Origin of the sequence: Bifidobacterium sp. B4142 (assembly GCF_026537325.1) — a bacterium.
Taxonomy (GTDB): domain Bacteria; phylum Actinomycetota; class Actinomycetes; order Actinomycetales; family Bifidobacteriaceae; genus Bombiscardovia.
This window is the reverse complement of record NZ_JAFNMJ010000002.1, coordinates 103612-122739: the sequence shown is the minus strand read 5'-3', so window position 1 is coordinate 122739 and position 19128 is coordinate 103612. Positions and strand designations below refer to the sequence as shown.

Annotated in this window: 15 protein-coding genes; 4 read left to right on the top strand and 11 right to left on the bottom strand. The window is 61.8% G+C overall.

What is annotated here, in order from left to right; translation table 11 throughout:
• Positions 1–4: 4 nt before the first annotated feature.
• From dnaE to J3U06_RS04955, 9 genes are all read right to left on the bottom strand, one after another.
• Positions 5–3562, bottom strand: coding sequence for a DNA polymerase III subunit alpha (gene dnaE / locus J3U06_RS04995; protein ID WP_267400700.1), 3558 nt, complete (start codon positions 3560–3562; stop codon positions 5–7).
• A gap of 43 nt (positions 3563–3605) precedes the next feature.
• A complete protein-coding gene (locus tag J3U06_RS04990) occupies positions 3606–4535 on the bottom strand; it encodes an RluA family pseudouridine synthase (RefSeq protein WP_267400701.1) in 930 nt (309 codons plus the stop codon).
• Positions 4532–5062 (bottom strand): signal peptidase II, encoded by a 531-nt coding sequence (locus tag J3U06_RS04985; RefSeq protein WP_267444497.1) that lies wholly within the window; start codon positions 5060–5062, stop codon positions 4532–4534. The genes J3U06_RS04990 and J3U06_RS04985 overlap by 4 nt, the downstream gene beginning before the upstream one ends.
• Before the next feature lie 21 nt (positions 5063–5083).
• Positions 5084–6376, bottom strand: coding sequence for a DivIVA domain-containing protein (locus J3U06_RS04980; RefSeq protein ID WP_267431326.1), 1293 nt, complete (start codon positions 6374–6376; stop codon positions 5084–5086).
• A 91-nt stretch (positions 6377–6467) separates the two neighbouring features.
• The gene (locus J3U06_RS04975; protein ID WP_220237037.1) at positions 6468–6752 is read right to left on the bottom strand and encodes a YggT family protein; all 285 of its coding nucleotides are present in this window, start codon (positions 6750–6752) and stop codon (positions 6468–6470) included.
• Positions 6753–6793: 41 nt separating this feature from the next.
• Positions 6794–7261 (bottom strand): cell division protein SepF, encoded by a 468-nt coding sequence (locus tag J3U06_RS04970; protein WP_267431324.1) that lies wholly within the window; start codon positions 7259–7261, stop codon positions 6794–6796.
• Between the two features lie 18 nt (positions 7262–7279).
• Positions 7280–8452 carry a cell division protein FtsZ gene (gene ftsZ, locus J3U06_RS04965; protein WP_267431323.1) on the bottom strand — a complete coding sequence of 391 codons (1173 nt, stop codon included), beginning with the start codon at positions 8450–8452 and terminating at the stop codon, positions 7280–7282.
• Between the two features lie 231 nt (positions 8453–8683).
• On the bottom strand, positions 8684–9862 hold the full coding sequence (gene dusB, locus J3U06_RS04960; RefSeq protein ID WP_416378844.1) for a tRNA dihydrouridine synthase DusB: 1179 nt from the start codon (positions 9860–9862) through the stop codon (positions 8684–8686).
• Positions 9849–11366 carry a glycine--tRNA ligase gene (locus J3U06_RS04955; RefSeq protein WP_267431322.1) on the bottom strand — a complete coding sequence of 506 codons (1518 nt, stop codon included), beginning with the start codon at positions 11364–11366 and terminating at the stop codon, positions 9849–9851. The genes dusB and J3U06_RS04955 overlap by 14 nt, the downstream gene beginning before the upstream one ends.
• A gap of 199 nt (positions 11367–11565) precedes the next feature.
• Here J3U06_RS04955 and J3U06_RS04950 point away from each other — a divergent pair, with 199 nt between their 5' ends.
• The 4 genes from J3U06_RS04950 to J3U06_RS04935 all read left to right on the top strand — a co-directional run bounded on the left by J3U06_RS04950 (position 11566) and on the right by J3U06_RS04935 (position 16166).
• On the top strand, positions 11566–11901 hold the full coding sequence (locus tag J3U06_RS04950) for an MTH1187 family thiamine-binding protein (RefSeq protein WP_267444496.1): 336 nt from the start codon (positions 11566–11568) through the stop codon (positions 11899–11901).
• A 58-nt stretch (positions 11902–11959) separates the two neighbouring features.
• Entirely contained in the window at positions 11960–13033 is a 1074-nt protein-coding gene (locus tag J3U06_RS04945; protein ID WP_267444495.1) for a LacI family DNA-binding transcriptional regulator, read from the top strand.
• A 264-nt stretch (positions 13034–13297) separates the two neighbouring features.
• Positions 13298–14590, top strand: coding sequence for an MFS transporter (locus J3U06_RS04940; RefSeq protein WP_267444494.1), 1293 nt, complete (start codon positions 13298–13300; stop codon positions 14588–14590).
• A 52-nt stretch (positions 14591–14642) separates the two neighbouring features.
• Positions 14643–16166, top strand: a complete 1524-nt coding sequence (locus J3U06_RS04935; RefSeq protein WP_267400716.1) for a glycoside hydrolase family 32 protein — start codon at positions 14643–14645, stop codon at positions 16164–16166.
• 240 nt (positions 16167–16406) lie between these two features.
• Here the strand turns inward: J3U06_RS04935 and J3U06_RS04930 are convergent, their stop codons facing one another.
• Together J3U06_RS04930 and J3U06_RS04925 are read right to left on the bottom strand one after the other, a co-directional pair.
• Complete coding sequence (locus tag J3U06_RS04930) at positions 16407–17603, bottom strand: MFS transporter (RefSeq protein WP_267400717.1); 1197 nt, start codon at positions 17601–17603, stop codon at positions 16407–16409.
• A gap of 88 nt (positions 17604–17691) precedes the next feature.
• Positions 17692–19122 carry an amidohydrolase gene (locus J3U06_RS04925; protein ID WP_267444493.1) on the bottom strand — a complete coding sequence of 477 codons (1431 nt, stop codon included), beginning with the start codon at positions 19120–19122 and terminating at the stop codon, positions 17692–17694.
• Between the last annotated feature and the right edge of the window lie 6 nt (positions 19123–19128).

The window sequence follows — 19128 nt, the reverse complement described above, 5'->3', positions numbered from 1 at the left end:
CGTCCTAGGCCGACGGCAGGCAGGAGGGCCCGAACACCGACTTGATCTCGGCCATCATGGAGGTGTCGTGCCCGGTGCGGAATCCGTCGCCAAAGGTCAGCAGACGGACGTTGCCCCGGTCGTCGGTGACGGCCAGGCGGACCTGGCAGTAGCCGGGGTGGGACTTGAGTATCCGGGCCAGCCGCTCCATGTGCCCCCGATCCAGGGCCTGCCTGGGCAGGGTGATGGTCAATGGCCGCTCGTCCGCCGACTCCAGGACGGGCACCTCCATATCGTTGACGCGGATATTGGTGGCCTCATCGCGCAGCTCGACCAACCCCCTCACTCGGATGACCGAGTCCAGGGCCAGGTCGTCGGAGTGGGCGTCGTAGACCTTGCCGAAGAACATGCATTGGATGGAGCTCTCCAGGTCCTCAATGGTGACGATGGCCCAGGGATTGCCCTTCTTGGAGACCCGTCGGTCCACTGCAGTGACCAGCCCGGCCAGGGTCACCGCCTTGCCTTCCATGCCCCTGGACCGGTTGAGCAGCTGGGCGATGGACATGTCGCGCATGCCGGCCAGAACCGAGGTCATGCCGCTCAGCGGGTGGTCGGACACATACAGACCCAGCATCTGTCGCTCGAAGTTGAGCTTGGTGGACTTGTCCCACTCATCGATGTCGGGCACAGTCACTTGGGCGTCGCCCAAGGCATCCTGCTGGGGTGCGTCGTCATCGGCGTCGGCGAAGAGGTCGAACTGGCCCTCGGCCTGCTTGCGCTTGATGGGCATGACCTGGTCGACGGCCTCGTCGTGGATCTGGAAGAGGGCCCTTCTGTTGGGGTCGATACCGTCGAAGGCGCCGCCCTTGATCAGGGATTCCACGGTTCGCTTGTTGAGCACTTCCATGGGCACCCGCTTGACGAAGTCCATAAAGTTGATGTACTTGCCCCGGGGCCCCTGGCGCTCCTTGATGATGTCCGCCACCACCTTGTCGCCCACATTTCGGATGGCTCCCAGGCCGAAGCGGACCACGTCGCCGACAGCGGAATACTCGGACACGGACTCGTTGATGTCGGGAGCCAGGATGCGGATGCCCATCCTTCTGGCCTCGCCCAGGTAGAGGGCGGTCTTGTCCTTGTTGGTCCGCTCGTTCTGCAGCAGGGCGGCCATGAATTCCACCGGATAGTGGGTCTTCAGGTAGGCGGTCCAGTATGCGATCAGGGCGTAGGCTGCCGAGTGCGCCTTGTTGAATGCGTAGCCGGAGAAGGGCACCAGGACGTCCCAGACCGCCTGGGCGGCCTCCTGGGAGTAGCCGTGCGCCTTCATGCCCTCAAAGAAGGGCACCTGCTCCTTGGCCAGGACGTCGGGCTTCTTCTTGCCCATGGCCCTTCGCAGCACATCGGCTCGGCCCAGGGAGTACCCGGCCAGAATTCGCGCTGCGGACTGGACCTGCTCCTGGTAGACGATCAGGCCGTAGGTCTCGTCCAGCACGCCCGCCAGGGGCTTGGCCACCTCGGGGTGGATGGGCTCGATCTTCTGCAGTCCGTTCTTGCGCTTTGCATAGTTGATGTGCGAGTTCATATCCATGGGCCCCGGCCGGTAGAGGGCGATCAGGGCGGAGATGTCGTTGAAGTTGTCGGGCTTAAGCATGCGCAGCAGGGATCGCATCCCGTCGCCATCGAGCTGGAAGACGCCCAGGGTGTCGCCCCGGGACAGCAGTTGGTAAGTCTCCTTGTCATCCAAGGGGACCTTCTCGATGCTGATGGGCTCCTTGCCGTTGCGCTCGATGTTGGTGACCGTGTCCCTGATGACCGTCAAGTTGGACAGCCCCAGGAAGTCCATCTTGACCAGCCCCAGGGTCTCGCAGGTGTGGTACTCGAAGGTGGTGGTCACCGTGCCGTCGGTGCGCTCCATCAGCGGTGAGGTATTGGTGATGGGATTGGAGGCCATGATGGTGGCACAGGCGTGCACACCGGTCTGGCGGATGATGCCCTCGATGCCCTTGGCCTCCTCGGTGATCCGCTTGACATCCGGGTTGGACTCGTACAGATCGCGGAACTCCTTGGCCTCCGGGTAGCGCTTGGACTGGGGGTCGAAGATCTCCTTGAGGCTCATGTCCTTGCCGTTGACCGTAGGCGGCAGGGCCTTGGTGACCTGGTCGCCAACGGAGTACTCGTAGTCCATGATCCTGGCTGAGTCCTTCAAGGCCTGTTTGGTCTTGATGGTGCCGTAGGTCACGCACTGGGCCACCTTGTCGGAGCCGTACTTGCGGCCCACATAGTCCAGGACCTTCATGCGCCCCTCGGGGTCGAAGTCCACGTCGATATCAGGCAGGGAGACGCGCTCGGGGTTGAGGAAGCGCTCGAAGATCAGCCCGTGCTTGAGCGGGTCCAGCTCGGTGATGCCCATGGCGTAGGCCACCATGGATCCTGCCGCCGATCCACGGCCCGGCCCCACCATGATTCCGTGGTTCTTGGCCCAGTTGATGTAATCGGCCACGACCAGGAAGTATCCGGTGAACTGCATCTGGCAGATGACGCCGCACTCGTAGTCAGCCTGGTGGGAGACCTCCTCGGGCACCCCGTCCGGGTAGCGGTTCTTCAACCCCTCGTCCACCTTCTTCAGGAAGAGGGAGGTTTCGTCCCAGCCCTCCGGGCATTCGAAGCGGGGCATGAAGGCCCCGTCCTCGTGGTCGTCGAACATGACGTTGCAGCGTTCCGCGATCTCCAAGGTGTTGTCGCAGGCTTCTGGGAACTCCTTGAAAATCTCGCGCATCTCCTGGGCGGAGCGAATGTAGTAGCCGCTGCCATCGAACTTGAAGCGGCCGGGGTCGGTCAGCCGGGACCCCGAGTTGATGCAGAGCAAGGCATCCTGGGCCGAGGCATCGTCCTTGCGCACATAGTGCGAATCGTTGGTGGCCACTAGGGGTGCATCCAGACGACGAGCGATTTCCAGCAGATCCTTGGTCACCCGATGCTCGATCTCCAGCCCGTGGTCCATCAGCTCCACGTAATAGTTTTCCTTGCCGAAGATGTCCTGGAACTCCCCGGCGGCCCTCAGGGCCTCGTCGAACTGGCCCAGCCTCAGTCTGGTCTGAACGATGCCAGATGGGCAGCCAGTGGTGGCGATGACCCCCTGGTGATAGGTGGACAGCAGATCCTTGTCCATGCGGGGCCACTTGCCCACCAAGCCCTCCAGGTTGGCCACCGAGGAAGCCTTGATCAGGTTGACCAGGCCTGTGTCGTCACTGGCCCAGAGGGTCATGTGGGTGATGAAGCCGCCGCCGGAGACGTCGTCAGAACGCTGTTCGTCGGTTCCCCAGTGGACCCGGCTTTTGTCCTGGCGGGCAGTCTCAGGGGTCACGTAGGCCTCGATGCCGATGATGGGCTTGATGTCGGCATCCACGGCCGTCCGCCAGAGCTCGTAGGCCCCGTGCATGTTGCCGTGGTCGGTGATGGCCACGGCCGGCTGCTCCAAGCGACTCACCTCGGTTACCAGATCGGGAATCCTGCTGGCCCCGTCCAAGGTGGAATAGTGGGTGTGGGTGTGAAGGTGAACGAAGTCTGACCGGGTTGAGGACATATCTCCAACCTACCCAGATCCCTGGCCGAATCGCCGGAGTCCGCTAGCTGCGTATACCAGTGGCGCTCTGACGCTCGATCTGTAGGGAGCGGCGCAGATCAGCCGGGTAGGAGGAGACCACCTGGGTCCAGATTTTGGTGCGCGGATGGCGGAATTCCAAGCGCATGGCATGCAACCACTGCCGCTTCAGGCCCAGTCTGTCCGCCAGGTCGGGGTTGGCCCCATACATGTGGTCGCCCACCAGGGGATGACCTATGGAGGAGAAGTGCACACGTATCTGATGGGTACGCCCGGTCTCCAGATTGACGCTGACCAGGGTAGCCGAGCCGAAGCGCTCCAGCACATCCCAGTGGGTGATGGCCTCCTTGCCGGCAGGCGTGACCGTAAAGCGGAAGTCCGAGACGCGTGCCCGTCCGATGGGGGCCTCTATGGTGGCCTTGTCCTCGGTCAGGTTGCCCTGGACCAAGGCGTGGTAAATCTTGACCACCTCATGCCGGGCGAACTGCCGACGCATCTCCTTGTAGGCCAGGTCGGACTTGCAGACCAGCATAAGGCCGCTGGTGCCTGCGTCCAGGCGGGAGACGATGCCCTGACGGCCCTGGGCCCCCATGGAAGTGATGTGGGTGCCCCGCTGCAAAAGGCTGCCCAGAACGGTTGGGCCGGTCCAGCCTATGGAGGGATGGGCCGCCACCCCCACCGGCTTGTCTACGACTACCACGTCCTCGTCCTCGTAGACCACAGGCATGTCTTCGGCCACCGGCTCAACCTGTTTGGCTGGCTCGGGCTCGTCCAGCTCGATAAGATCACCGCCCATCAGGGTTGTGGCCTTGTTTACCCGACGGCCCATGATCCGCACATGGCCCTGGGCCACCAGATCGCTGGCCTTGGCCCTGGACAGGCCCAGCATCTTGGACAGGGCCATGTCCAGGCGCCGACCCACCAAGGCATCAGGCGCGGGAAGAAGCCGGGTCACTTGGCCGCTCCCCCATGATCCGGTGTCTTGTCCCTGTCGCTGAACCGCACATTGCAGATAATGAGCACCACTACGGCCATGCCTGCCAGGGTCAGATACACGTCGGCCACATTGCCCACCGACCAGCCGTAGTCCAGAAAGTCGACCACGGCACCGTCAAGAAAACCGGAAGCATAGGCCGCCCTGTCGATCAAATTGCCTGCTGCCCCGGAAAAGGCCAGGGAGAGGACCAGGGTCCAGACCATGGAGGTGGTGCGCAGAGCCAGAACAATGATAAGCAGACAGGCCGCCAGAGCAATAAGGGATATGACCCAGGTGCTCCCGGACCCCAATCCAAGCGAAGCCCCGGGGTTGCGCACCAGACGCAGTCCACGCAACGGTCCAGGCAGAGCCACTCTGATCCCGTTGCCCAGCCGTGCCACGGCCAGGGCTTTGGTCACCTGGTCCAGGGCTATGGCCACTGCCGCCAGAGCAACGAAGACGGCCACGTGCCCGCGCAGCCGTCTCTTGTATATGTTCTTGGTCATTACCGGATGGAATAAGTGGGGCTATTCAGGCTTCTTTTCCATGGACTGGTAATTGCTGGTGTCCGAGATCTGGTTGATCAGCTGGTTGAGGAACTCGGTCAGCTTGCTGCGGTAACCCGCCTCGAACTGCTTGAGCCCCTGGATGTTCTCCTCAAGAACCTTGGACTGATCCATGAGCTTGTTCTTGACATCGGCTGCATAGCGGTCCGCTCCGTCGCGAGTGTTCTTGTCGTACTCCTGAGCCCGGGTCTGCACCTGGGTTTCGTACTCGTCGGCCTGGGTGTGCTGGCGCTTGGAATAAGCGTCAGCATCGGAACGGGTCTTGACCGAGTACTCGTCAGCCTGGGAGCGTACACGCTGTGAGTAGCCATCAGCCTCGGAGTGCACTCGCTTGGAGTACTCGTCCACCTCGGCGCGGGTCCTCTTGGAGTAGTCCTCCGCTTTCTTGACGATGTCGTCGTGCCGGGCGTGGCCCTCAGCCACCAGCTGAGAAGCGTCGGCCTTGCCCTTGTCTACGTACTGGTCGTGCAGGGTCATAGCCAGGGAGATCATGGCAGTGGCCCTCTCGGGTTCGCTGACCTCGGCGCCAGCACCAGCAATCCGCTGCAGGCTGCCCGTTTCGGTGGAGGGCTCAGACTTGGAGACCTGCTGGCGCAGCTGCTCCTCGCGCTTGTGGGACTCCTCCAGCTGCTTGTTCAGCTGCTCAGTGCGTTGTTGCTGTTCCTGAGAGGCCTTCTGGGCCTGAGCGACCTGCTGGCGAGCCGCGGCCATGCTCTGCTTGGAGGCATTGAGCTGGCTGGTCAGAGCCTGGGCCTGCTGGCGGGCCTGGTCGCGCTCCTTTTGCATTGCGGTCAGCTGGTTGGTCAGAGCCTGGGTGTTGTTGCCCGCGGCGGCCTGGGCAGTCAGCTGGTCGATCTGCGAGTTGAGCTGCTCGACCTGACGTTTGAGCTGGTCGTTCTGGGAGGCCAGGGTCTTGACCTGACTCTGGGACTCAGCCAGGAGACGCTTGGTCTGGGCATCCACGGCAGGCTGCTGGGCGGCATTACCCTGGGCCTGCTTCAGATCCCGGTTTTCTGTCTGCAGGGATTCCACCTGAGCCGTCAGGTCAGAGATCTTGGAGTTCAGCGAGGCCACGTCGGTACCCAGGGACTGGGTGGAAGCGGTGTTGCCCTGCATGGCCTGCTTGCCCAAGGCTTCAACCGTGTCGGTGACCTGATCCAGGAAGTCGTCAACCTCGTCGACGTCGTAGCCTTCCTTGAACCGCACTGTCTGGAAGGTATGCTCCCTTATGTCATTAGGCGTCAATAGAGCCATATGTTTCTCCACCTCGCTTCAGGCCAACCAGCCCGATTGTGTTCTCTTACTGCATGCTAGCACGGAGTCTGCCGTATCCGCGGTCTTGCCTTTATCCCAGCAGCACCTGGATGATAATCAGGGCGGCATAGAGCACCATGAAGGAGACGTCGAGCTGGATCCTGCCCATGGGCAGGGGCGGGATGTACCGGCGCAGCCAGCGCAGGGGCGGCTCAGTCAAGGCATAGATGACCCGAATGAGCGAGGCCAGGAAGCCGCGGGGATACCAGCGAGGTGACAGAACCATGACCCAGTCCAGAATCATCCGCACGAATAGGATGAGCAGGTAGGTTTCAATGCAGATGTCTACCAGATATCGGATAAAGGGAACAAGCATGCGTCTTTAGGCTCCTGCGGACACGGCTGCCAGAGGGTCGGTCACTGGGCGAAAAGCCCCTTGGCCGAAGAGCCTGATTCGGGCTCCTCCACCTTGATGTTGACCTGTGCAGGACTGAGCAGGAAGACCCTGGGGGTGACCCGCTCGATGGATCCACGCACCCCGAAGACCACGCCGGCTGAGAAATCGACGATCCTATAGGCCACCGACTCGGACACGCCAGTCAGGTTGAGGACCACCGGCACCCCATCCCGCAGGGCCCTGCCGACCATCTGGGCATCCTCATAGGACTTGGGATGGATGGTGGTGATGCGGTTGATCCGGCTCTTGAAGGGCGTGGACTCGGTCTCCTGGCTGCTGGACGTGGATTGCGGAGCCATGGGAGTCACAGAGTGATCAGTGTCGAAGCCATCGCTGGCCTCTTCATCGTCGGCCAGGTCGTCGTCATCGTCGTCCACGACATCCGACATGCCGAAAAAGGACATTGCGTTCTTCATCAATCCTGCCATACCTGCTCCTTCGCCTGATTACCGCAGAAAGTCAGGGATATCCAGATATCCCGGGTCGGAGGTGCCGTCATCGCCGGAGGCAGGGGGCACCACATCGTGTTCGGAGGTCTCATCGGACTCCGCCTGGACAGACGGGGTCGTCAGTGGCTGCTGGGGCTCCTGGACCGGAGTAGCCGCCGTAGGTGTGGTGGTCGCGTCCACTGCAGGGGCCGGAGTCTCATCTTTCTTTGGGGTGGGATCGAATCCGGCGGCGATGACCGTGACCCGCACCTCGTCCCCGTAAGCGTCGTCCAGGGCCAGGCCCCAGATGATCTGCGCCTCGGGATGGATGGCATCCTGGACCAGCTGGGCGGCTGCAGATGCCTCCTGCATGCTCAGGTCGGTGGGGCCGGCCACGTTGATCAGGGCCCCATGGGCACCTTCGATGCTCTCCTCCAAGAGCGGAGAGGAGATGGCGATCTCGGCGGCCTGGGTGGCTCGATCCTCGCCCCTGGCTGCGCCGATGCCGAAGAGGGCTGTGCCGGCGTCCTTCAAGATGGCGGTGACATCGGAGAAGTCCACGTGAATGTAGGAGTTCATGGTGATCAGGTCGGTGATGCCCTGAACGCCGGCCAGCAGGGCCGTGTCGGCTGTCTTGAAGGCATCCATGACCGAGACCGTGCGATCCGAGAGGTCCAGAAGCCGGTCATTAGGGATAACGATGAGGGCATCGACCTCCTTGCGCAGGTTCTCGATGCCCGATTCGGCGGAAGCGGAGCGCCTGGGCCCCTCAAAGGTGAAGGGACGGGTGACCACGGCGATGGTGAGCGCGCCTTGCTGACGGGCTGCACGCGCAACCAAGGGGCTGGCACCGGTGCCTGTGCCGCCGCCCTCCCCTGCAGTGACGAAGACCATATCGGCGCCCTTGAGGACCTCTTCGATGTCGGACTGATGATCCTGGGCAGCCTTGGCGCCCTTCTCCGGATCAGCTCCGGCTCCCAGGCCGCGGCTGTTCGCATCAGAAAGGGAGATCTTCACATCGGCTTCTGAGCGCAGGAGATCCTTGGCATCGGTATTGATGGCCACAAACTCGACATTCTGCAGGCCTTCGGCAATCATGCGATTGACAGCATTGCCACCGGCTCCACCAACACCAACGACCTTGATGTTGGTCTTGTCATTGAAATTGTCATTCTGGGCAATCTCGCTCACAGTATGCTCCCGTCACTCACGTTACGCTCAACTCTAGCGCAGGTCATATACGCCAACACGCATTTGCCCACAGGCGTTCCGACCCTCCCTGACGGCCGTGGGCCTAGGGTCCGGGAGGTCAGAGCCAACCGCCCCAGCCTTCCGAAAGAACCTCCACGCCGTTCTGTCCGTATTCTAAACCCTGATTCTAGACCCGGATGCGCATGGTTGGTGACGGGAATATTTCCAGCTTCAGTAGGAGGCATCCATAGGGTCGTTGCCGAAGAGCGTTTCGCGCTCCTGATGAGTGGTGGTCCGAGAATCCAGCCAGCCATAGGGCAGGCGGACCTTCTTGGCATAGCGAACCCGACCCCGAGGCTTGCCGGCCACGGCCTGCGGATAGGGCATGTCCTGGTCCAGGTCAGCGATGCAGCGGTCCATATCCTCCAGGCTCTCGCAGGCCATGAAGTCGCGGCGCACCTGGCCGCCCACGGCGAAGCCCTTCAAATACCAAGCCACGTGTTTGCGCATATCATGGACCGCCATACGCTCGTCGCCGTCGTAGAACTCGACCAGGAGTCGGGCATGGCGGGCCACGATAGCCCCAACCTGGCCCAAAGTGGGCTCCTGCCGCTCCGGGGAGCCGGCTAAGGCTGCCGCTATGTCGGCAAAGAGCCATGGACGGCCCTGACAGCCCCGGCCAATGGCCACGCCTGCACAGCCGGTCTGAGCGAACATGTCCAGGGCATCCTCGGCGGTCCAGATGTCGCCGTTGCCGAAGACAGGGATGTCTATGGCCTGGGCAAGCTCGGCGATCCGGTCCCAGTCGGCATGGCCGCCATAGTATTCAGCTGTAGTTCTGGCGTGCAGGGTGACGGCGGCGCAGCCTTCCTCCTGGGCGATGTGGGCCGCCTCCATGAAGGTCTCGTGCTGATGATCGATGCCCACCCGGATTTTTGCAGTGACGGGGATTCCGGCAGGCGAACAGACAGCGACAACACGATGGACCAGTTCAGCAAAGAGGTCAGTCTTCCAGGGCAGGGCGGACCCGCCGCCATGCCTGGTGACCTTGGGGACCGGACAGCCGAAGTTCATGTCGATATGATCGGCCCACCCTGCATCGACCACCATCCGGGTGGCCTGCTCCATAATCTGCGGGTCTACCCCGTACAGCTGCAGGGAGCGCACCTTTTCCTGAGGGGCGAAGCGACAGAGCCTGAATGCCTTGGGATTGCGCGCCACCAAGGCCCGGGCCGTCACCATCTCCCCCACATACAGTCCGTCAGGTCCGTACTCGCGGCAGAGCAGACGGAAGGGCCAGTTGGTCACGCCCGCCATGGGCGAAAGCATGACCGGCACAGGCACGGTTATCGGGCCCAGCTGCACCGAAGCAACCTTCGGGGTCGGGCGATCAGCCTCAGTACCGGCCACCGGCCTCGGCCACCTTGATGGGTTCGCTCTCGTCCGTGCCCGGCTCGCTGGCCAGGTCCGTGTAGCCGTCAGCGGCACGTGAGCCGGTCAGGTCGGATGGGCCCATGGGGTAACGCACCCGCTGCTCGCCAACGACCCGGCGCACATAGTCCTCCACCTGGTCCAGGGCCACGCGGTCCTGCTGCATGGAGTCGCGGTTGCGGATGGTGACCGCTTTGTCGTCCAGGGTGTCGAAGTCCACGGTGATGCACAGGGGGGTGCCGATCTCGTCCTGGCGACGGTAGCGGCGTCCGATGGCGCCGGACTCGTCGTAGTCCACCATCCACTCGTTCTGGCGCAGGTCGGCGGCCAGGTCATGGGCAATCCGCTGCAGATCGGGCTTCTTGGACAGGGGCAGGACGGCAGCCTTGACCGGGGCCAGCCTCGGGTCCAGACGCAACACGGTGCGCCGGTCGACCCCGCCCTTGGTGTTAGGAGCCTCGTCCACGTCATAGGCATCCACCAGGAAGGCCATCAGCGAGCGCGTCAGACCGGCCGCAGGCTCGATCACGTAGGGGATGTAGCGTTCCCCGCTGGCCTGGTCGTAGTAGCTCAGATCCTCGCCCGAGTGCTCGGCATGGGCCTTGAGGTCGTAGTCGGTGCGGTTGGCCACACCCTCCAGCTCACCCCACTCGGAGCCCTGGAAGCCGAACCGGTACTCAATATCCACAGTCCGCTTGGAATAGTGGGCCAGCTTTTCTTTGGGGTGTTCGTAGTGGCGCAGGTTCTCGGGCTTGACGCCCAGATCCACGTACCAGCGGGTTCTGGCGTCGATCCAGTACTGATGCCATTGTTCGTCGGTGCCGGGGTGAACGAAGAACTCCATCTCCATCTGCTCAAACTCCCGGGTACGGAAGATGAAATTGCCGGGCGTTATCTCGTTGCGGAAGCTCTTGCCCATGTTGGCGATGCCGAAGGGGGGCTTGGAGCGGGAGGAGGCCATGACGGACTTGAAGTCCACAAAAATGCCCTGGGCGGTCTCGGGACGCAGATAATGCAGGCTCTTCTCGTCCTGGACGGGTCCCAGGTGGGTCTGCAGCATCATGTTGAAATCGCGCGGCTCGGTCCACTGTCCCTTGGTGCCGCAGTCCGGGCAGGGAATGTCCTTGAGACCATTTTCCGGATCGTGGCCGTGCTTCTCGACGTAGGCCTCCTCCAGGGTGTCGGCCCGGTGCCGCTTGTGGCAGTTCAGGCACTCGATCAGGGGGTCATTGAAGACGGACACGTGGCCCGAGGCCTCCCAGACCGCCGTGGGCAGGATGACCGAAGTGTCCACGCCAACCACGTCGTCGCGGGTGACCACCATGGTCCGCCACCACTCACGCTTGATGTTGTCCTTGAGGGCCACGCCCAGGGGTCCGTAATCCCAGGCCGAGCGAGTGCCGCCGTAGATCTCCCCTGCGGGAAAGACGAATCCCCGGCGCTTGGCCAGGGAGATGACCTCATCCAGTTTCGATACTGCCACTGATCACACCTTCTGCTTGGGAACCCCTCCTGGGGGCATACGACCTGATGACCGGCCTCCAGCATACCTTCGGCTGGTGACCTGCTGTCAGCGTAGAGGCCTACCATCGAGACAGGTGCGGGAGGCCGCGCAGGTGGCCGCAGGGGACACCGGGCATCCTGCCTACGAACACACCAATCGATGTGGGAAGGTTCCCGATATGCCCGACATAAACGATTCATCCTACATGAATACCTTAGCCGAGGTCACGATCGCACCCTCAGGTCAGGGTGAAGAGCTGTCCACCTACGTGGCCCAGGTCATCAAGGTCATCAGGGATTCGGGACTGCCTAACCAGACCAATGCCATGAGCACCGTCGTCGAGGGGGATCTGCATCGGGTCATGGAGGTCGTGGAAGAAGCTGCACGGGTCCTGGCCGAGCAGGGGCATCGGACCAGCGTCAGCCTCAGGCTGGACATCCGTCCCGGCAAGCGGGATCAGATTCACGAGAAGGTGGAGCGAGTCAACCGGATTCTAGGCGGGAAAAACCGCTGAAACCCTGCCACTCAAGATCAGCCGGGCTGAAATCGCCTGAGCAAGTTAAGGTGTGCCCATGATCACGAAGAAGCAGATCGCCGAACGCACAGGCGTATCCGTCTCCACAGTCTCTCTGGTGCTCAACGGCCATGACAAGGGCAGAGTCAAGTCGGAGACTGCACGGAGGGTGCGCAGTACAGCCAAGACCTTAGGCTATCGGCCCAATCCCATGGCCCGGTCGCTGCGCACCAGCAAGACCGGCATGCTGGGCTTCATCAGCGAAGAGGTGGCCACCACGCCCTATGCTGGCGCCATCATTCAGGGTGCGCAGGATGCGGCCGCTGAGCGTGGCTATGTGCTTCTCACTGTCTCCACCGATGGGGGCATCCGGGAAGCCGAGCAGATCCAGGCCCTGAAGCGCTATGGGGTGGACGGATTCCTCTTCGCCAAGATGTACGACCAGGATGTTGACCTGCCACAGTCTCTGCGCTCCTGCCCCGCCGTGGTGGTCAACGCGACGGAGCGGGCCAGCCGCTGTCCAAGCATAGCCCCTGACGAGTTTCTGATTGGCTACGATGCCACCCGCCACCTGATCGAGTCAGGCTGCCATCGGGTAGCCTACCTGGGCACCACACAGGATTTGCCGGCGCAAGAAGACAGAATGCGCGGATATCACACAGCTCTCAAGGAAGCTGGCCTGCCTACAAGCCAGACCTTGATCCGACTGGTCGGATTCAACCAGGATGCCATGGATCAGGCGGACGACCTGGTCGACGAACAGCACCCCGATGGGGTCTTCTGCTTCAATGATTCACGTTCGTTCTACCTCTACCAGGCCGCCGCAACCCGCCATCTGATCATCGGCAAGGACCTCAATCTGGTGGGCGTGGACAACCACCAGGTCGTCGCAGAAACCGCAGCACCCCCCTTGACTACAGTCGAACTGCCTCACTACGAGATGGGCTTCTGGGCAGTGCGACGGCTGCTGGTGCAAATCAATCCCCGTCGCATTGCTCTGCCCCTGCCCAAAACCCGTGCCGTCCTGCCGCCGCTTGATCAGGCTGGTGGAGTGCGCATTCATTGCGCCCTTATTCGCAAGGGCTCCACCCGCCTCGACACCGCCTCGGACCCGGTCCCAGCCAATCCCTAAAGCCAGAGTCACATCTCCCCCTTCCCTGTCGCAAGATGGTGAGCTAAGGCCGGATTCTGGTTGGCTTGGCGCCAGTCACCAATCAGTCAACATCCCCTGCCAGTTGCCCATCGTGTCCGATGGGAAGGCACGACAATCGTCAATCGTTTGACGTAAATCGATTGACGGCTTACTATACCTACCAGGTCCGCTCTGCACACAGGAAGTGCATCGGACTGAGAGGCACTGCGGGGAAGCGGTGCACGACAAGGAAAGAGGGGCAGCATGGCCGCCAAATTATCGGCGTGGAGGAATCCATCATATTTGGAATCCTCTACCGGAATATTCTTCTTCTTCTGCGCCTGGGGCATCTGGTGGTCTTTCTACTCGCCCTGGCTGATCAACGGCCTCGGTATGACCAACACCCAGGTTGGTAAAATCTACTCCATCAACTCCGTGGGCACACTGATAATAATGTTTGTCTACGGGGTCATTCAGGACGAACTGGGAGTCAAGCGCCGTCTGGCCATCTTCATCGCTGCCATCGCCGCCCTGGTGGGGCCCTTCGTCCAATTCATCTATGCGCCGCTCATGCGCACCAACATAATGCTGGGCGCCATGCTTGGCGCAGTGGTCCTCTCTGCCGGCTTCATGTCAGGTTGCTCCTTGATCGAGGCCATCACCGAGCGCTACTCTCGCAAGTTCGGCTTCGAGTACGGACAGTCCCGGGCCTGGGGCTCCTTCGGCTACGCCCTTGTGGCCCTAATTGCCGGGTTTGCTTTCAACATCAACCCGATGATCAACTTCTGGCTGGGATCCGCCTTCGGCGCCTGCATGCTGCTGGTCTATGCTTTCTGGATCCCCGATGAGCAGCGCGAGGAAATCATGCGGGAGTCCACCCCCGAGGGCGAAAAGTCCCAGCCCTCCCTGCGCGACATAATCCACGTTCTGGGCATGCCCGCCCTATGGCTCCTGATTGTCTTCATGATCTTCACCAACACTTTCTACACGGTCTTCGACCAGCAGATGTTCCCCAACTACTATGCCAACCTCTTCTCAACCCCGGAGCAGGGGCACGAGATCTATGGCATTCTCAACTCCTTCCAGGTCTTCCTGGAATCGGCCATGATGGGCGTCGTCCCCGTCATCATGCGCAAGATCGGCGTCCGCAACTCCCTGCTGCTGGGCGCTACGGTCATGTTTGCCAGAATCGGACTGTGCGGCTTCTTCCACGACCCGGTCATGGTCTCCATCGTCAAGCTCTTCCACTCCATCGAGGTCCCGCTCTTCAGCCTGCCGGCCTTCCGCTACTTCACACTGCACTTCAACCCCAAGCTGTCCGCCACCCTTTACATGGTGGGCTTCCAGATTGCCTCCCAGGTCGGCCAGGCGGCCCTGTCCACCCCCCTGGGCATGCTCCACGATCGCGCCGGTGACCGGGTCACTTTCTACACCATTTCATTGGTGGTGCTGGTCGCCCTGATTTACGGCACCTTCGTGCTCAAGCGCGACGACCAGCAGGTCGACGGCGATCCCTTCATCAGGGATTCCCGGAAGTCCGCCGTGACCCAAGGCTGATTCCCCACGTCAACCATAATCAGCACCCCTCCAACCCCGAAAGGATTCAAGGATGAACCAGTCAGCAACCAAGGAAAACGCCGATATGAACGCCCAGCTGGACAAGGCCCAGAAGAGCATCGATCGGCTCTTCACCACCCGCAATGACCGCTGGTATCCCCAGTGCCACATCGCTTCCAAGGCCGGATGGATCAACGACCCCAACGGCCTGAGCTACTACAAGGGACGCTATCATGCCTACTTCCAGCTCAACCCCTACGGGAGCGAGTGGGGAAACATGCACTGGGGGCATGTGTCCAGCGCCGACCTGGTCACCTGGCGGCGCGAGCCCCTGGCCATGGCGCCCACCCTGGAGGTCGAGAAGGACGGGGTCTTCTCCGGATCGGCCGTGGTGGGCGACGACGGCCGTTTGACCATCTACTACACCGGTCACCGCTGGCGCAATGGGGTCAACGATGATGACGGCAACCTCCAGGAGCAGTGCATGGCCGTCTCCTCCGACGGTATCCACTTCGAAAAGAAGGGTGTCGTGGTCCCCTGCCCCGACGACAAGATCCTGCACTTCCGTGACCCCAAGGTGTGGAAGATGGGCGGGCTCTGGTACATGGTCTTCGGAGTCAGCACCCCAGCCCACCGGGGCGAGATCTGGATGTATACCTCCAATGACATGGAGCACTGGACCTTCGACCGGGTGATCTATCGGCACCCCGACCCCGAGGTCTTCATGCTGGAATGCCCCGATATGTTCCCCCTGGAGGACAAGTGGGTGATCTGCTACTCGGCCATGGGCTTGAAACCCCATGGATTCGAAGCCCGCAACCACAACAACGCCGGCTATGTAATCGGCAGCTGGCAGCCCGGCGGCGACTTCCATCAGGAGACCGAATTCCACCTCTGGGATGACGGCCACAACTTCTATGCCCCGCAGACCTTCCAGGCTCCTGACGGCCGTCGGCTGGTATTCGGCTGGATGAGTCCCTTCACCGAGCCCATCCCCATGCAGGAGGATGGCTGGTGCGGCCAGTTCACCGTACCCCGCGAGGTCACCCTGGCCGGTGATCATCTGCGCTGCTTGCCCATACGCGAGTTCTCCAACCTGGACCAGGACCAGCAGGACTTCGGCCCCATCGAGCTGAAGGTCAACGGCAGCCAGGATCTGTTGGACGACGCGCAGACCGCCGACATCACTATGGAAATTGACCTGGCCAAGTCCCAGGCCGAGCGCATCGGTCTGGAGATTCACCGAACCCAGTCAGGCGATCATACGCTGGTCTGCTATGACGACCAGCTGGACCGCGTGGTGCTGGACCGCCACTGCAACACCTACGGGGATCGGGGTTACCGCACAGCACCCGTCGACAAGTCCTCGGGCAAACTCAAACTGCGTATCATCGTGGACCGGGGCTCGATCGAGGTCATCATCAACGACGGGCTGGAGATCATGTCCTCCTACTCCTTCCCCGCCGAAGGACCCCGCGGCATCCGCCTGATCGCCGAGTCCGGCGAGGGCCAGGCCCTGATCGACTCCCTCTCCATCGCCAGACTGGGCACCATCTGGGAAGAGCCGGATCGCTGATCCGACTGTCCTAGTCGGCACAGGAAAGGCCCGCCCCCTGAATTACTCAGGGGGCGGGCCTTTTACTTGGTAAGCATCGCCTTCAAGTATCCGTGGTGAGCACCAAAGAATCGAAGATCCCAGAAGAGGTACCGACTTTTTGACACTGACTCCCTGCCATGGACCAGCGGCCATGACTGCGCCACAGCCGCCTAATCTTCGAGACCAGAAACCATTGATGTGGCCGATCCGGCCCAGGCTTTACTTGCCGACCTTGACCAGCAGAGCCATCAACCCTGAGACAATGGCCGCCGCACCCATGAAGAGGAAGGCTCCGACGAAGGAACCGCCGGCCGCCTTGACCAGATAGCCGATGATCATGGGGGCCAGGAATCCGCCCAGGGTGCCGCCGGTGTTGATGATGCCGATGGCGGAGCCGATGATATGCGGGTCCATGATCTTGTGGGGCCAGGTGAAGATGCCGGTGAAGGCCACCACGGAGACGCAGGATACCAGGATCAGCAGCAGGAGGGAGAGCCAGATGTTGCGCGAGAAGACGAAGCATACGACCAGGACGGCGCTGATCACCCCGGCACCCAGGATGGCCAACTTCTCCCTGCCCAGGAAGAGCTTCGAGAGCAACTGACCGGCGTAGATGGTGGCAACGGTCGTGAAGACCGCATTGACCGCCAGCAGGATGCCTGCCTGGCCGATCGAGAGCCCGAAGGTATTCTTGATGAAGGTGGGCATCCAGGAGATATTGCCATACAGGAGGATGTTCAGCAGCAGCATGGCCACGAAGAGGACCAGCACGTTCCGATTCTTCAGAACCTCGAGGAACCCTGCCCCCTTGGCTCCGGGCTTCTGGTCAGCCTCGGGCTGGCGGGGCTTGGATGGCACGAAGATCAGGATGCAGACAAAGGCCAGCAGGTAGAGGGTGCCCAGCACAGCGTATGCCAAGTGCCAGTTGATGGCGACCAGGTTGGCGCCCAGGACGAAGGCCAGGATGCCGCCGATGCCCGAGGTCGACAGGATCAGGGACTGGACGAAGGTGCGCCGTTCCTGGGGGAAGTTCTCCGCGATCGACTTGGAGCAGGAGGGCGGATAGCCACCGTGGCCCATGCCAGCGAAGAACCGGACGATGATGAAGAAGGCCAGACCATTGGCCAGGCCGAACAGATAACTGAACAGACCGATGATGATCATGGAGGCCATCAGCACACGCTTGGCCCCAAGCCGGTCGGCCAGCCAGCCGCTGGGAATCTGCATGAGCGAGTATCCCAGGAAGAAGGCCGACATGATGATGCCTGTCTGCCCCGAGTCAAGGTGGAACTGCTCGGAGATGGGGATGATGGCGGTCGAGATCATGTTCTTGTCCATGTACACGATCGAGTAACCGGCCATCAGGGAAAAGATCAGCGTTCCGCTCGCCGTTTTTGAGGATTGCTTGATTGCCATTGGTCTGTCATCCTTCAGTCGAAGCCAACCGCCGCAGGGCGATTCGATCCACAGGGATCACAGGGCCCGGCGGCAGCCGAATAGCAAGTCAGTGAGGCATCACATCGTCAGGGATGACAACCTTGTACTCCTGGCCGGCGAATGTCTTGCTGAAGTCCTCCTTGGCGGCCTTTACCAGGTCCGGGTTGGTAAACGCATCATAAGCGGTCAAAGCCAGGGTCTTGCCCGCCGCAAGCAGACCCTTGTGGGCCACCGAGGACTTGCCGTTGGCCGCCCATTGCCAGGAGTGTGGTGAGGTTCCCTGGGGCTCGAACCCGCCGCTGAACTGGGCGGTGGGCGTCTGCCAACTGACATCGCCAACGTCGGTGGACCCCGATGCCGTATCGGTGAAGGCCAGCGGATACTTCTTCAGGGCCATGGTGGACTCGGCCATCTTCCGGACTTCCTCCTCCGGAAGATCCGGGAAGGCTGCCTTGGTGCGGCTGAGCACCCTCTGCTTGCCGGCCTCGGAAACCGTGTCGGTGTAACGGCGTTCGTAGTCCAACTCCTGCTGGTCCAGGGGCAGGGGGCCGACGACGTCCAAGTTCCTGTCTATGGCCTCGGTCAGCGGATGGTTGGGAATGAAGTTGTAGCAGGCCGCGTCGAACTCCTCCTTGACCTGTGTCTCGGTCATCAGGGCCGCACCCTGGGCGATCTTCACCACACGCTTGAACAGATCCTGAGCCTGATCCATCCTGGGGGCACGTACGAAGTAGTAAAGACGGGCGTGGGACTGCACCACATTGGCCGACTCGCCGCCTGCGTCGATAAAGGCGTAGTGCACACGGGCCTCATCGATCATGTGCTCACGCAGGAATTGCACCCCCACGTTCATCAGCTCCGCAGCATCCAGGGCGCTCCGGCCCAGCTCAGGGGCCGCAGCCGCGTGCGCTGGCACGCCGGTGAAGTCGAAGTAGGCCTGCAGGACTGCCAGGCTGGAGGAGCCCCAGGCCTGGGTCACATCCGAGGGATGCCAGGACAGGGCCAGGTCCAGCCCGTCGAAAACCCCGTCCCTGGCCATGAAGGCCTTGCCATAGCCCGACTCCTCAGCAGGGCAGCCGAAGACCTTGATGGTCCCCCTGAGCCCCTTCTCCTCCATGAAGGTCTTAATCCCGACCCCGGCCGCGACGGCTGCCATACCCAGAATGTTGTGGCCGCAGCCTTGCCCGTTGCCGCCTTCGACCAAGGGCTTGTGTTCACCCAAATCAGCCACCTGGCTGAGGCCTCCCAAGGCATCGTATTCGCCAGTGATGCCAATCACCGGACGGCCCGAGCCCCAGGTCGCCACGTAGGCATAGTCCATATGACCCACGCCCCTCTCGATGCCAAAGCCTTCCTGCTCCAACACCTTGTAGTGCTGCTGGACCGACTCCTTCACGGCAAACCTGGTCTCGGGGGTACCCCAAATATGGTCGGCGGCCTCAATGAACTCCTGTGACTTATCTTCGATGATCTGCATGATGCGTTGCTTGTCGTCCATGCCTGT